The sequence below is a fragment of the Pseudoglutamicibacter albus genome (genome assembly GCF_031458175.1).
In the GTDB taxonomy this organism is placed as follows: Bacteria; Actinomycetota; Actinomycetes; order Actinomycetales; family Micrococcaceae; genus Pseudoglutamicibacter; species Pseudoglutamicibacter albus.
The window spans coordinates 221,916-235,422 of record NZ_JAVDXX010000001.1 but is presented as its reverse complement, the minus strand read 5'-3'; the positions used below and the strand labels follow the sequence as shown (position 1 = coordinate 235,422).

Annotated in this window: 11 protein-coding genes; 8 read left to right on the top strand and 3 right to left on the bottom strand. The window is 62.9% G+C overall.

The window, feature by feature from the left end; translation table 11 throughout:
• Window positions 1–31 precede the first annotated feature (31 nt).
• From J2S67_RS00950 to J2S67_RS00935, 4 genes are all read left to right on the top strand, one after another.
• The gene (locus tag J2S67_RS00950) at window positions 32–403 is read left to right on the top strand and encodes a hypothetical protein (protein ID WP_070490614.1); all 372 of its coding nucleotides are present in this window, start codon (window positions 32–34) and stop codon (window positions 401–403) included.
• A 53-nt stretch (window positions 404–456) separates the two neighbouring features.
• Window positions 457–828 carry a hypothetical protein gene (locus J2S67_RS00945; RefSeq protein ID WP_310245447.1) on the top strand — a complete coding sequence of 124 codons (372 nt, stop codon included), beginning with the start codon at window positions 457–459 and terminating at the stop codon, window positions 826–828.
• Between the two features lie 28 nt (window positions 829–856).
• Window positions 857–5,905 (top strand): Lhr family ATP-dependent helicase, encoded by a 5,049-nt coding sequence (locus J2S67_RS00940; protein WP_310245445.1) that lies wholly within the window; start codon window positions 857–859, stop codon window positions 5,903–5,905.
• A 158-nt stretch (window positions 5,906–6,063) separates the two neighbouring features.
• Window positions 6,064–6,504, top strand: coding sequence for a hypothetical protein (locus J2S67_RS00935; RefSeq protein WP_070508043.1), 441 nt, complete (start codon window positions 6,064–6,066; stop codon window positions 6,502–6,504).
• 2 nt (window positions 6,505–6,506) lie between these two features.
• Here the strand turns inward: J2S67_RS00935 and J2S67_RS00930 are convergent, their stop codons facing one another.
• Genes J2S67_RS00930 through J2S67_RS00920 form a run of 3 tightly spaced genes read right to left on the bottom strand, consistent with a single transcriptional unit; the run spans window position 6,507 to window position 9,144 of the window.
• Window positions 6,507–7,496 (bottom strand): metal ABC transporter solute-binding protein, Zn/Mn family, encoded by a 990-nt coding sequence (locus J2S67_RS00930; RefSeq protein WP_310245440.1) that lies wholly within the window; start codon window positions 7,494–7,496, stop codon window positions 6,507–6,509.
• A gap of 8 nt (window positions 7,497–7,504) precedes the next feature.
• Window positions 7,505–8,341, bottom strand: a complete 837-nt coding sequence (locus J2S67_RS00925) for a metal ABC transporter permease (protein WP_070491791.1) — start codon at window positions 8,339–8,341, stop codon at window positions 7,505–7,507.
• Window positions 8,338–9,144, bottom strand: coding sequence for a metal ABC transporter ATP-binding protein (locus J2S67_RS00920; protein ID WP_310245436.1), 807 nt, complete (start codon window positions 9,142–9,144; stop codon window positions 8,338–8,340). Before J2S67_RS00920 ends, J2S67_RS00925 begins: the two co-directional genes overlap by 4 nt.
• A gap of 174 nt (window positions 9,145–9,318) precedes the next feature.
• On the opposite strand from J2S67_RS00920, the gene J2S67_RS00915 reads away from it, so the two are divergent.
• The 4 genes from J2S67_RS00915 to J2S67_RS00900 all read left to right on the top strand — a co-directional run bounded on the left by J2S67_RS00915 (window position 9,319) and on the right by J2S67_RS00900 (window position 13,357).
• On the top strand, window positions 9,319–10,398 hold the full coding sequence (locus J2S67_RS00915) for a pseudouridine synthase (protein ID WP_310245433.1): 1,080 nt from the start codon (window positions 9,319–9,321) through the stop codon (window positions 10,396–10,398).
• Window positions 10,395–11,033, top strand: a complete 639-nt coding sequence (locus tag J2S67_RS00910; RefSeq protein ID WP_070491797.1) for a DedA family protein — start codon at window positions 10,395–10,397, stop codon at window positions 11,031–11,033. Before J2S67_RS00915 ends, J2S67_RS00910 begins: the two co-directional genes overlap by 4 nt.
• A complete protein-coding gene (locus J2S67_RS00905) occupies window positions 11,020–12,492 on the top strand; it encodes an MFS transporter (protein ID WP_035756433.1) in 1,473 nt (490 codons plus the stop codon). Before J2S67_RS00910 ends, J2S67_RS00905 begins: the two co-directional genes overlap by 14 nt.
• 121 nt (window positions 12,493–12,613) lie before the next feature.
• Window positions 12,614–13,357, top strand: a complete 744-nt coding sequence (locus tag J2S67_RS00900) for a glutamine amidotransferase (protein ID WP_070491801.1) — start codon at window positions 12,614–12,616, stop codon at window positions 13,355–13,357.
• Window positions 13,358–13,507: the final 150 nt, after the last annotated feature.

Sequence of the window (13,507 nt, the reverse complement as noted above, 5' to 3'; positions counted from 1 at the left end):
CTGCTAGATCTCTTTCCACAAAGGTTGAAACATGAACGAGAACAATCCACCTCCCGAACTACACACCACACCAGCTCCGGCCCACCAAGAAACCCCATCTCCACGCACACCAAAGCAGACCAAACATCGCCGCCTGGCTTTCCGCCGTACTTTCCTCGGGTTGGCTACCGGTTTCGCACTCTTCCTCCTGTACTATCTTCTGTCGCAGCTAGCCATAGGCCACTACGTATTTCTGCTTCCTCTAGTTTCATTTGGAATCCCAGTGATAGGCATACTGATTGCTCTGCTGACGCCTCACAAACACTTCGGTTTGGGTCTATTCGCCGGATTCGCCATACCCTTCGTTGTAATGTTCATATACGGGGCTTACCTGCTCGCCGACTATTTGAACTGGCCTAACTAACACAGCCCCGCCAACACTTACATTTGCTGGGCTTCTTCCCGCGAAGGTTAAAAATGAACGAGAAGAGTACCCCGCCCGAGCCACATACCACCCCGTCCCAGGTGCACGAACAAACCATTTCGTCACATGTAGCGGAGCTGGTCGATGAAAATCGCAAAAAACGCCGCAACGTCTACATCGGTGTTGCAGGCTTCTTGATCGGTTTCGTCCCAACCGTCCTCGGCATGCATCTTCCATGGTTCATTGACCCCGGCGAGACTCTTCTCCTAGTCCCCATGGCCCCGTTCATTCTCGGGATCATCGGCCTGCAAACCGCTTTGTTTACTCCTCGAAAGCACCTCGGCTGGGGCATCTTCGCAGGAGCGGTGATCGCGTTCATGGTCTCGATCGCATTCTGGAGCTACCTTATAGGCATCAAGTACTAGCTACCAGCGGGGGATAAACTCGTAACGAGTGGCACCACAAACACCGAACGCAGAAACCATCCTGGGCCGGTTCTCAGAACCCACCAGCACCTGGTTCAACGGCGCCTTCCCACACCCCACGGCCGCCCAACTCGGCGCCTGGGACTCAATCTCACGCGGCAACCACACGCTCGTCATCGCGCCCACCGGCTCCGGAAAAACACTCTCCGCATTCCTCTGGTCACTCGACCAACTCCTCCACGGGAAACAGCACCAAGCCACCGGCGAAAAGCCACAGAGCAACAAGACACAGAGCAACAAGACACAGAGCGACAAGACACTGCGCTCAGAGAAAGAAACCAAGAAGAGCCGGAGCAAAAAGAAACGCACCCGGGTCCTCTACATCTCCCCGCTCAAAGCGCTCGGAACCGATGTTGAACGCAACCTCCGCGCGCCCCTCATCGGAATCACCCAAACCGCCAAACACCTCACCCAAGCCGCTGACAACGGCACCACAACCGACATCACCGCAGACAACGCCGTTCTGGACACCAACACCACCCCGGAGATCACGGTAGGGATCCGCACTGGCGACACCCCCGTCAACCAGCGCCGCAAACTCATTTCCAGCCCGCCGGATATCCTCATCACCACCCCGGAATCCCTCTACCTCATGCTGACCTCCAAAGCGCGGGAGACCCTCAGCAACGTAGAGACCGTCATCATCGACGAAGTCCACGCACTCGCCTCAACCAAACGCGGCGCCCACCTCGCCGTCTCACTTGAACGCCTCGATAGCCTCCTGGCCAAACCCGCTCAACGCATCGGGCTTTCAGCCACAGTGGAACCGCACCAAGAGGTTGCCCGCTTCCTGGGCGGAAACCAGCCAGTCACGATCGTCGCCCCGCCAGCAGAGAAAACCTGGGACCTCCGCGTCACCGTCCCCGTGCCTGACCTCTCAGACCTCGCGACCGCACCCGCACCCCAAACAGGCCTACCCACCGACGTCGCCAGCGCAAGCATCTGGCCCCACATCGAAGAACGCGTGCTCAGCCTCATCCGCGCCCACCGCTCCACCATCGTGTTCGTCAACTCACGGCGGCTCGCAGAAAAACTCACCACCGCACTCAACGAACTCAACACCCGCCACGAAAACGAACGCACCGGCACAGAAACACCTGTGCCGGACATCGTGATGGCCCACCACGGCTCCGTATCCAAAGAACGCCGCGCCACGATCGAAGAATCCCTCAAAACCGGGACGCTCACATGCGTCGTGGCAACCAGCTCGCTCGAACTCGGCATCGACATGGGCGACGTCGACCTCGTCATCCAGATCGAATCCCCCGGCGCCGTCTCCGCCGGCCTGCAACGCGTAGGCCGAGCCGGCCACCACGTCGGAGCCGAATCCCACGGCCACTTCTTCCCCAAACACCGAAGCGACCTCGTCTCCACCACCATCACGGTGCAACGCATGCGCGAAGGACTCATCGAAACCATGGCGATACCCGCCAACCCACTCGACGTCCTCGCACAACACACCGTCGCCGCCGCGGCCCTAGACACCCTCGACGTCGAAACCTGGTACGACACCCTCCGCCGCAGCGCACCCTACGCATCCCTACCCCACTCCGCCTACATCGCAGTCCTCGACCTGCTCGCCGGGAAATACCCCTCAGCCGACTTCGCGGAACTGCGGCCCCGCATCATCTGGGACCGCGACGAAGGCACCATCACCGCCCGCCCCGGCGCGCAACGCCTCGCCGTCACCAGCGGCGGAACCATCCCGGACCGCGGACTCTTCGGCGTATTCCTCGCCGACGGCGACCAAGCCGGAACCGGCAACAAACGCGTAGGCGAACTCGACGAAGAAATGGTCTACGAAACCAGGATCGGCGAAGTCATCCAACTCGGTGCCAGCGCGTGGCGCATCCAAGACATCACATTCGACCGCGTCCTCGTCACCCCAGCCGCCGGAGAACCCGGCAAGCTACCGTTCTGGCACGGCGACGACCTCAGCCGCCCCGCCGAACTCGGCCAAGCACTAGGCGCATTCCAAGCCCGCATCGCACACCAACCCGAAACTGAAACCCACACCGAACTCACCAACACGGGGCTCGACGAATGGGCCGCGACCAACCTCATCCGCTACATCAAAGTACAGGAACAAGCCACCGGGCGCGTACCCAGCGACACTCACCTTGTGATCGAGCGTTTCAAAGACGAACTCGGCGACTGGCGGCTCATACTGCACTCGCCGTGGGGTAAAGCCGTCCACGCGCCATGGGCGCTCGCGGTCGCCGCCCGGATCGAGGAACGCTACGGACTCGACGGGTCCGCGATGGCAGCCGACGACGGCATCGTCGTGCGGCTACCGCTCGCCGAAGACGAACCACCCGGGGCCGAAATCTTCATCTTCGAACCCGAGGAACTTGAAGAGATCGTGACCGAACGCGTCGGCGGTTCCGCGCTCTTCGCCGCCCGCTTCCGTGAATGCGCTGCCCGCGCCCTCCTGCTGCCCCGCCGCGACCCGGGCCGCCGCACACCGCTATGGCAACAACGGCAAAGAGCCGCCCAGCTACTCGCTGTAGCGGCGAAGCATCCGACGTTCCCCATCGTCATGGAAACCGTGCGGGAAGTCCTCCAAGACGTCTACGACATGCCGGCCCTGCGGGTGCTCACCCAGAAACTTGCGTCCCGCGCGGTGCGCATCACCGAGGTTGAGACCCGCGAACCCTCGCCGTTCGCGCAAAGCCTCCTGTTCGGGTACGTCGCCCAATTCCTGTATGAAGGCGACTCCCCGCTCGCGGAACGCCGCGCTGCCGCGCTCAGCCTGGACCCCAAACTGCTCAACGAAATCATGGGCCGAGGCGAACTACGCGAACTGCTCGATGCGGACATCATCGCCGCTGTCGAAGCCGAAGCCCAACGCCTCACCCCATCACGGCGCGCGTGGGGGCTCGAAGGCGCCGCGGACCTCCTGCGGGTGCTCGGCCCACTCAACGCCGAAGAACTCGCGGCCCGCCTCAACCCGCCCGATGGTCAGGACGACGATGGCCGGACTGGCGGTGCAGGCGCCCACGATGGCGGCGCGGATAGCGACGCCGGCGCAGGTGCCGCACCGCACGCGTCGGTTGAGGACGCGGCGGCGTGGGCTGATGAGCTCGTGGCTCAGCGGCGCGCGCTCAAGGTCAGGATCCGTGGCTCTGAGATGTATGCCGCGATCGAGGATGCGGCACGTCTACGGGATGCCCTGGGCATCCCGCTGCCCATGGGTGTCCCGGTCGCGTTCCTCGAACCCGTCGAAGCGCCGCTCGAAGACCTCGTGCTGCGTTATGCCCGCACCCACGGCCCCTTCACCACAGAACAAGCCGCGCATTCGCTGGGGCTGGCCAACGCCGTCGTGATCCAGACCCTGCGGCGGCTGATGCAGGACAACCGCATCGAATGCGGCGAATTCACGCCCGGGCGCACCGGAGGTGAATGGTGCGACACCGAGATCCTGCGGCGCATCCGCGCCCGCACACTCGCGGCACTGCGTAGCGAAGTCGAGCCCACCCCGCAAGACGCGTACGCGCGATTCCTGCTCGACTGGCAAGACGTCGGCACGGGCGCTGGGCGCGGCACTCAAGCGTCGCATAGCGCTGATGCGTTGCGTGGCTTGGACGGCGTTTACACCGTGATTGAGCAGCTCGCGGGAGTCCCGTTGCCGGCGAGCGCGTGGGAGTCTTACGTGTTCCCGGCGCGCGTGACGGATTATGCGCCGGCGATGCTCGAGGAGCTCCTCGCTTCGGGCGATGTTGTGTTCTCTGGCGCGGGGGCGCTCGCTGCTGATGACGGCTGGATCGCATTCCACACCACCGATACCGCGGCGCTCTCGCTGCCTCTGGCCATGACCGATGCGGTGGTGGCTAACGGCGCGGACTCCAAGAGCCCTGCCGACGCAACCAACCCAGGCGACGCAACGAGCACCGACGACGCGGCCGTCCACTCGACCCTCCACGAACGCGTGCTCGGGGTCTTGGGTTCCGGCGGTGCGTTCTATGTGGGGCAGATTGCGCAGGCTTTGGCCGCCGACGGCGCGGACCCTGGCGCCACCCCAGTCACAGACTCCGTTGTGGGTTCGGTTTTGTGGGATTTATTGTGGTCCGGCCGGGTCACGAACGATTCGTTCCTGCCGGTGCGTTCTCTGTTGACGCAGGGTAAGGCGACGCATCAGTCGCGTTCGCGTGCCCGCACCCGCACCACGAGGGTGGGGCGGGCCGGTTTGCGTGGTTTGCGTTCGGCATCCGCGTCGAAGCCGGCCGTGTTGTCTCCTGCGGAACGGCTGAACGCGGGACGATGGGCCGCGCTGCCTGCCCCGGAGACCGACCCGACGTTGCTGGCTGCCGCCCGCGCCGAGATGCTGTTGGCCCGCTACGGGGTCGTCACGAAGGGCGGGGCCTCAGTTGAGGGCGCCAGTTTCGGGGCGCTGTATAAGGTTTTCCAGCGGCGTGAGGAGACCGGGACGGTCCGCCGCGGCTATTTCGTGGAGAAACTCGGGGCGGCGCAGTTCGCGTTGTCCGGGACGGTGGACAGGCTGCGTGAGTTCGTCCGCGACGGCGATGCACCTTCCGCCGCCCTGTCCGACACCTCCGCCACCTTCGCCACGGGCACACCCGCATACAGTGCGGTGACCCTCGCGGCGACTGATCCCGCGAACCCTTTCGGCGGGGTTCTGCCGTGGCCAGACCCGCCCGCGAAAGCACGACCGGGCCGGAAGGCTGGTGCCCTCGTGGTCATGGTGGATGGTCACGCGGCACTGTATGTGGAGCGGGGTGGTCGGACCGTCATTTCGTGGATCGATGAGCTCGCGCACCATCTCACTACCGCAAGCGGCGCGGTGCCTGCCAGCGCGTCGGCGGCCGATGTGCAGTCAGCGTTGACCTCGATCGTTGCAGTCTCACTGGTTGAGGCGTTGCGGCGTGCCCGGTCGCAGGTCATCACGCTCCAGAAGGTCAACGGCGAAGACATCCTGGGCACGAATCTGGCTGCGGCGCTCCTCGGGGCAGGGTTCTCTTCACTGCCGTCGGGCGTGCGATTCCGCCCGGATTTCTGAGAACTCGGCAGTTCCAAAGCAGTAGAGGTATAGGATCGGACCTATCCGAACACCGCCTAGACCTGACGTGGGACCCCGTGACGACTTGGTACGAGATACTTCCGCTGAGCACCCAGCGAGACTTTTGGATTCGCACAGTTTGGGAAGGGAAACCCCCGTTGGGGCCGTACACCCTTGACGATGGACGCGATATTTACGATGTTGTTGCCGACGGCAACCTCGAAGAGCTCCCATTCGACGTGTGGTTCGAACGAGAAACAATAAGTCGCGGTAAACGTCGGGGCGACATTCTCTGGGGTGGCCCGCCCACGCTCGTGTCCCAACGTTTCGCGGATGCAGTAGCTGAACTCGGGGTAGCAGGGTGCTCAACATTCGAGGTAAACCTTTTCAGCGCGAACGAGGGGCGTGTCACCGGCTACGTCGGATTCGTCGAAAACACGGAAGGCACCAGCGAGATTACGTCATATGCTTGGCGGGAAAGCGCCCACAGTTTCGCGTGGATCGTGAGCGAACGCGTACTTGAAGGGCTCAGAGAACGCGGCGTTGATATGTTCCACGTCGAACCGTTCACTGAGAAGCGCCGGTTCCCGAAGATCTAGCCCTACTGTTCACCGAGCCCGCGGGTCAGGCTTTCAAGGTTGTGTTCAAGGAAACCGATATACGTCCCCGCGGGAGTGCCTGGTGCGCCGAGTTCATCCGAGTACAGGGTTCCTGCGATCGGCACACCGGTCTCCTCCGACACAGTCTCCATAGGCCGCTGATTGACGTTCGTCTCCACAAACAGCGCCGGCGGCCGATGCTCCCGCACAAAATCCACGGCACGCTTCAGCTGCTCGGGACTACCCGCGTCCTCCGTATCGATCAGCCAGATGTAGCCTTCGGCAAGCCCGTAACGCTTTGCTAGATACTGGAACGCACGCTCGCTTGTCACGATGATCCGGTCGTCCTCCGCGACGCCTGCGAACAGTTCGTCATAGCTGCCCGCCAACTCGTTGATGCGCCCAACGTAGGCGTCCCGGTTGGCACGATAGTCAGCGGCGTGCTCCGGGTCCGCCCGGATCAGGGCCTCAGCGACGTTCTCCGCCATCTTCGCCCCGTTAGCCGGGTCAACGAAAACATGCGGATTCACTTCATCCTCATCCAGATCGGATGCTTGATCGCCGTCAGCTTCGTCCTGTTCCACCCCGTCGCTGATGTAGAGCGGTTTGATGCCGCGGGTCGCCTCCACGTGTTGGCTGGTGTCTAGGTCCACGGCGTTCATGAGCCGGCTGATCCAGCCGTCCTCCCCGCCCTCTAGATTCATGCCGCTGGAAATCAGCAGGTCAGCATCTTGAGCGTGAGTCGTGTCGGCAGGACGGAGCTCGTATTCGTGCGGGTCCTGCCCCACCGGAACGAGGTTGTAGACATTCACGTGCTCCCCGCCGATCTGCCGCGTCATGTCCTCGAGAACAGAAAAACTCGTCACGACGTTGAACTTGCCGTCACCATCGAACCCGGCGCCACTACCGGCCTCGTCTCGCGGAACCACGCTACAACCTGTCACGGCAAGCAACGCCACCGCGATGGCAGCAAGCACCGCTTTGAAAGTCACTTTCCGCGTCATCGCCCAGCGATCGCTTTCGTAACGACGCCGGTGCGTGGCGCGAAGAGGTACGCGAGCGTGAACATGGTGAACGCGGTGAGCACGATGGCGGGCCCAGACACGATGTTGAACCTTACGGAGAAGTACATCCCTCCAGCAGCCGCTACGACACCGATGAGCGCGGAGACCGCGATCATGCTTGGCAACCGGGTGGTCAATAGATACGCGGTCGCGGCAGGTGTGATGAGCAAAGCGACCACGAGGATCACGCCCACGGTCTGCACGGACGCGACCGTCACGAGTGCAAGCGCAACCAGAACGCCGTAATGCACGGCTTTGACGGGAACCCCGTAAGAATCAGCGAGGACCGGGTCGAACGTCGTGATCTTCAGCTGTTTATAGAACAACAAGACCGCCGCGCACACAACCGCGCCGATCACCACCGCAAGCCACATGTCTTGCTTCCGAACCGCGAGCACGTTGCCGAACAATACATCGGTCAGTGAGAACGTCGCGGTCGTGTTGGAGAGCAAGATGATGCCGAACGCGAGGAACGCGGTGAACACGATCCCGATCGAGGTGTCACGTTTGAGCGTTGTGGTGGTCGAGACCACGCCGATCCCGAACGCCGCGAGCAGCCCCGCGGCGAGCGCTCCCACGAAGAATGAGACGTCGAACATGAACGCGAGCGCGATCCCCGGCAGCACGGCGTGGGAGATCGCGTCCCCCATGAGTGAGAGCCCCCGCAGGATGATGAAGCTGCCGATGACCCCGCACACAAGCCCCACAACGCTTGCGGTGAAGAGCGCACGGGCGAGGAATGTGTATTCGAAAAGGTCGTTGATGAAGGTCATAGGTTCTCGTTCTCCCCGCCGCCGGTACCGCTAGCGTCGCTGCCGCTGTGCGCTGCGCCGCCGAGCAGCGCCGGGGCGTAGGTGATGATGTCGGGACCGTAGGTTGCGGAGAGGTTGTCTGCGGTGAAGGTCGCGGCGGTTGCTCCGTTGGCGATGATGCGGCGGTTGACGAGCACGATGTCGTCGAAAATGAGGCGTGCGTTGTTGAGGTCGTGGTGGACCACGATGACGGTCGCGCCGTGGGCGACGCGTTGCTTGAGGATGTGTGTGATGCGGGCCTGGGATGCGGCGTCGATACCCACGAAAGGTTCGTCGAGGAAGAACACGGTGGCTTCTTGCATGAGGGCTCGCGCGGTGAAGACGCGTTGGGCTTGGCCTCCGGAGAGTTCCCGTAGCTGGGTTGTGGCGTATTCGCTCATCCCGACGGCTTCGAGGCATTCGCGGGCGCGTTCGCGGTCGGCTCGGCTGGGCCGTTGAAAGGTGCGTAGCCGCGGATAGCTTCCGAGCACCGCGGTTTCCAGAACGGTGATTGGGAAGTCCCAGTCGCTTGTGGTGCGTTGGGGGATGTAGGCGACCTCGCCGCGCACCTCGTCAAGGCTTTTGCCGTTGATGACGATGCGGCCTGTGGCTCGCGGAATGAGCCCCAGGCACGCTTTGACGAGGGTGGATTTACCGGCGCCGTTGGGGCCCATGACCCCCACCATGCGTCCTGCGGGGATGCTGAGGTTGACGTTGCTCAAGATGGTGTTGCGTCCGTAGCGCACGGTCAGCTCTTCGATGCGCACCGCATCGGCTGTTTGCATGGTGTCCTCCTCGTCAGCCTGGTGTTTCAACATACCCCGGCAATTGTTAAGCTACCTTAACTTTTCTGTGGCGCCTAAAGCGCCGCCGTAACGCAGCTACCCCAGCAAGGCCTGCAAGAATGGGCAAGGTATTTCACACATTCTGTGTAGTTCACACATCCAGTCCTGAAACGCATGAGCTTCAAACCTTCCTCTTATAAGCAGTCCCCGCTACCGGTGAGAAACGGCATCAACGCGACCCGCCTTCGCGTACCGACCACCGGCCCGTGGGAGACCATTCAGGAATACACGCTGGATCGTTTTGGGCACATCGACGCTGAAGGGTTGCGCCGCCGCTTCGCTCACGGTGAGGTTGCCGCGGTCGATGGCAGTCGCGTCACCCCGGAGACCCCGCTGGGCGCGCACGAATTCATTTGGTATTACCGGGACTCCCCTAACGAGGAACACATCCCGTTCTATTGCCGCGTGATCCATCGCGATGCGGACCTGCTGGTGGTGGATAAACCGCATTTCCTGCCGATGACCCCGGGCGGCCGGTACGTGCGCGAATCTGCACTGGCTCGGCTGAGAGTCCAGCTGGGGATCGATGACCTCGTGCCGATCCACCGGCTCGACCGCGCAACAGCCGGTGTGGTCATGTTCTCGATCAATCCAGCGACCCGCGGCGCCTACCAAACCATGTTTGAGCGCCGCGAAATCACCAAGAAATATCAAGCCGTCACGTTGACCCCGCCCGGCTGGGATCCGCAACATCCCGCCCTGGGTGGAACCCGCCTGCCCTTCACCGTCCGCAGCCATATCAAGAAGGTCCGCGGCGAGATCGTGGTGCGCCTCCATCGCCTCGACCAGTTTCCTCCCAACGCCGTCACCCGCATCCGCCTTGCCGCCTATGGCCTCAACCGCCGCGGCGAGGGCGTCTGCTTGTGGGACCTCTCGCCGGTAACCGGCCGCACCCACCAGTTGCGCGTGCATCTTGCCCAGCTGGGTTCCGGGATCATCGGAGATCAGCACTACCCCTACCTGCTGGATGACGCCCCGGACAACCACGATGAGCCCCTGCAGCTATTAGCCCACACCATCAGGTTCACTGACCCTCTCACGGGCCAGCCGCGCTCCTTCACAACCCAGCAACGCCTCACCCTAGGCCCACTCACCATCCCTACGCAGGACAGCTCCGTCACGCAGGACAGCTCCCCTGCACAGCACTACTCCTCCACAAAACACCGCTCCGTCACGCAGGACGGCCGGCCGTGAACCTTTTCGATCCGAACGCGTGGGGTACGTGGTTCTATCTCGGCACGTTCTTGGCTCAAGTGTTGGATGCCGCGTTCCCGCTGATCCCGCAGGAGCTGTTCGCTCTAGCCATCCCAGCGTTGACGGGGCAGGGAATTATCAACGGGCCACTCGCTGCCGCGGTCACGGTGATCGGGCATGTGCTGGGTGAGGTGTGGCTCACGTGGGTAGTGCGTACGCGCCACGGGTGGCTTAACAAACGACGATGGGGCCGCCGGTTACTGCAGAGCGCGGACTCCGCGGCGGGTTCGCTTGGTTCTGCGGGCAGTTTCTCTGTTTTGGTGGGCTTGCGGTTCATATCGGGCGGCCGTACCGTCGCGTGCGTTGGCGCGGGCTTGTCGAAACTACGGTGGTCCCTGGTGTGGTGGTCTTCATGTGTGGGCTCCACCTTGTGGGTCTTATATATGATTACCCTTGGCGGAATTCTGCACTCGCTTCTGGGGTTGCCGGCGTGGAGTTCCGCGATTCTAGGCATGATTATCGGTAGTGTTTTGGGGGTAGTCCCCCTCGTGTGGACGCACAAACGCCGCCGTCGACTTCGAGGAGCCGTTAGTGCAGCTTCCGTCCCGTTGGAACAATCCCGTGAAGAAAAGTGACCGCTCTGATGAGCAGGTTGAGTCTGCTCGGGACAGTTCTGGCGCCCAGGATTCCGGCGAGGGCCAGGGTGGGCGCGCGGACGAGAACGTAGAAGGCTACGGCGAGACCCTCTATTTTCCGGCTCAGATCCGGCCTGAGACGTTGCGTTTCCCTGAACGTGATGAACCGTTCGATGTGGATGACACGAACGCCGAAACCGAACGTCGCGCCGCTGCGGCACAGGCTTCCCGCGAACGGAGCAGCAAAAAGACGGACGAAGCACCTGAAGCACCTGCTGCCCCAGACGGCCCTCCAGCCCTGGGCGTTCCACCTGCGCTGGGCGTTCCTCCAGCGCCAGACGTCCCGGCTACGCCAGAGGCGGACGTTCCCTCTACGCCAGAGGCGATTGATGAACCGGACGAGATCGCGGCGGAATCTGAAGAGCTCGAGGAACCTGAGGCGGTCGAGGAAGCACCGCGTGAGTTGACCCTCGAGGAGAGCGTGTGGGAGGCCCGTGAGGCCTTGCGCCTGCAGAACGAGCGCCACAATGACCCGGACTATTCACCGACCGAGTATGTCCCCATCGCGGTGTCCCGCAGGCCGGCATCAACGACTGCACAGGAGCAGGCCCCGCAGACTGTTGTGTTGCCGTATAACCTGCCAGAGTTTTCGCCAGCGCCTGAGCCACGCCCGCACGATCTGTTCCGGCGCATCACGGCAACGGTTGTCTCACTCGTCGCTTTCGTGGCGAGCCTCGCGCTCTTCAGCAAAGGAGTGCCGGCTGGACTCATAACGCATGCCGATGCGCGTGTTGAACTCGCGCCGCTGGTTCCAGGTATAGCTCTGGTTCCGGTTGCTGCTTTAGGGCTCCTCACCGCGAGCGCTTTCTCATGGAAACGCAATCAACATTCAGCCCGCCGCCAACGCAGCACAGGCTGGTTAACGGCTGTGACCTCGGCGGCGCTGGCCGGCTGGGTCGGCTCCGCGATGGCGGGTTTGTGGTGGCTTGCCGCCGTCTGTGCGGTCCTGTGGACCGCTCTGGCCGCGGAAGCAGTGCGGCGGCTCAACCTGCTCACCGCGCGCACGCATCGTGAGTATTACGAAACCGACCTCCCCACTGAGCTGAGCCTCGGCGCCGGCGCCTTCATGGCCGCATGGACCGCAAGCGCGGCCGCAACCGCGGCCGGATGGTCGCTGCCACCGCAAGCGCTCTGGGCGCCAGCGACCCTCGCTGTAGCGTGCATCCCCGTGTTCCTCGCCTCATTCACGGAACGTGGGCGCCTGTGGGCGCCGGTTGCCTTCGGTTGGGGTGCGGCGTGGCTCATCATCGCCCACATCGTTACGTTGGGTTTCCATGTAGGGCTCATCCTGGTGGCAGGGCTCGCGGCAGCATGTACGCTGATCGCAGCGACCACGCGACGCAACGACATCCGAGTCAAAGAAGCAGCCATCGACGCCAACCTGCGCCGCAGCAGCTAACGCGCGAACCTGCGTCGCAGTATCGAGCCTGGCCGCCGGCTAGCCTGGCTCACTCGCTAGCCTGGCACGGCTTCGCGTCGGCGCCGCGCCTGCTTGATCTCATACGTGAAAGGATGGGCTGATGAGCGCACCATTCCTGCTGTTGCAGACCCGCCCGGAAGACGCCTTGGCGGACGCCGAATACGAGGCGTTCGTGCGGCTGTCCGGACTTGAAGCGGGCGATGTTGAACGGTTCCGGCTTGAAGCCGCGCCGCTACCGGCCGGTTTTGAGAACACGTGGCATCAACGCTATTCGGCTCTGGTTCTTGGCGGGAGCCCATTCACCTCAACCGATGTTGATCGAAGCGAAACCCAGATCCGTGTTGAGGAAGAACTCGCGCGAGTGCTGGGGGTCGTGATCGAGAAAGACCTCCCGTTCCTTGGTTTGTGTTACGGGGTGGGTGTGCTCGGGTTGGCCTCCGGCGCGGTGGTTGACCGCACGTATTCAGAACCTGCGGGCATCTCCCACATCAGCCTCACTCCGGAAGGTATCGCTGACCCCGTACTTTCTGGCGTTGACCCGCATTTCGATGCGTTCGTAGGCCACAAGGAGTCCACGACCAAGCTGCCGGCCGAGGCGGTGTTGCTTGCCACATCGGACCCCGCACCGGTCCAGATGTATAAGCTCAAGAACAACATTTATGCGACCCAGTTCCACCCCGAACTGGACCCGGACGGACTCATCGGCCGCATCGAGGCCTACCGTGAAAACGGCTATTTCGATCCGGAAGATTTCGATGCGATCGCTCACCTGGCACGCAACGCGGACGTGACCGCAGCGCACCGTATCCTGGCGAACTTCGCGAAGATCTACCTCCCACGCTAGGCCTACGCACCCGCGAGGTCTACATGCGCCAGGCCTGTACCATGCTGGACCCCTCACACCCGCTGAAACCCTTACGCCCGCCGGGGTCTGTACCAACCCCGAGCCTGTACCAGCCTTGCCCCTGCCAACCGTTCATCAGTTGTCGAAGGA

Excerpts from the sequence above, each read along its gene's own strand:
- J2S67_RS00950 (WP_070490614.1), top strand. The coding sequence starts at position 32 with ATGAACGAGAACAATCCACCTCCCGAACTACACACCACACCAGCTCCG.
- J2S67_RS00945 (WP_310245447.1), top strand. The coding sequence starts at position 457 with ATGAACGAGAAGAGTACCCCGCCCGAGCCACATACCACCCCGTCCCAG.
- J2S67_RS00925 (WP_070491791.1), bottom strand. The coding sequence starts at position 8,341 with ATGACCTTCATCAACGACCTTTTCGAATACACATTCCTCGCCCGTGCG.
- J2S67_RS00920 (WP_310245436.1), bottom strand. The coding sequence starts at position 9,144 with ATGCAAACAGCCGATGCGGTGCGCATCGAAGAGCTGACCGTGCGCTAC.
- J2S67_RS00915 (WP_310245433.1), top strand. The coding sequence starts at position 9,319 with ATGAGCTTCAAACCTTCCTCTTATAAGCAGTCCCCGCTACCGGTGAGA.
- J2S67_RS00900 (WP_070491801.1), top strand. The coding sequence starts at position 12,614 with ATGAGCGCACCATTCCTGCTGTTGCAGACCCGCCCGGAAGACGCCTTG.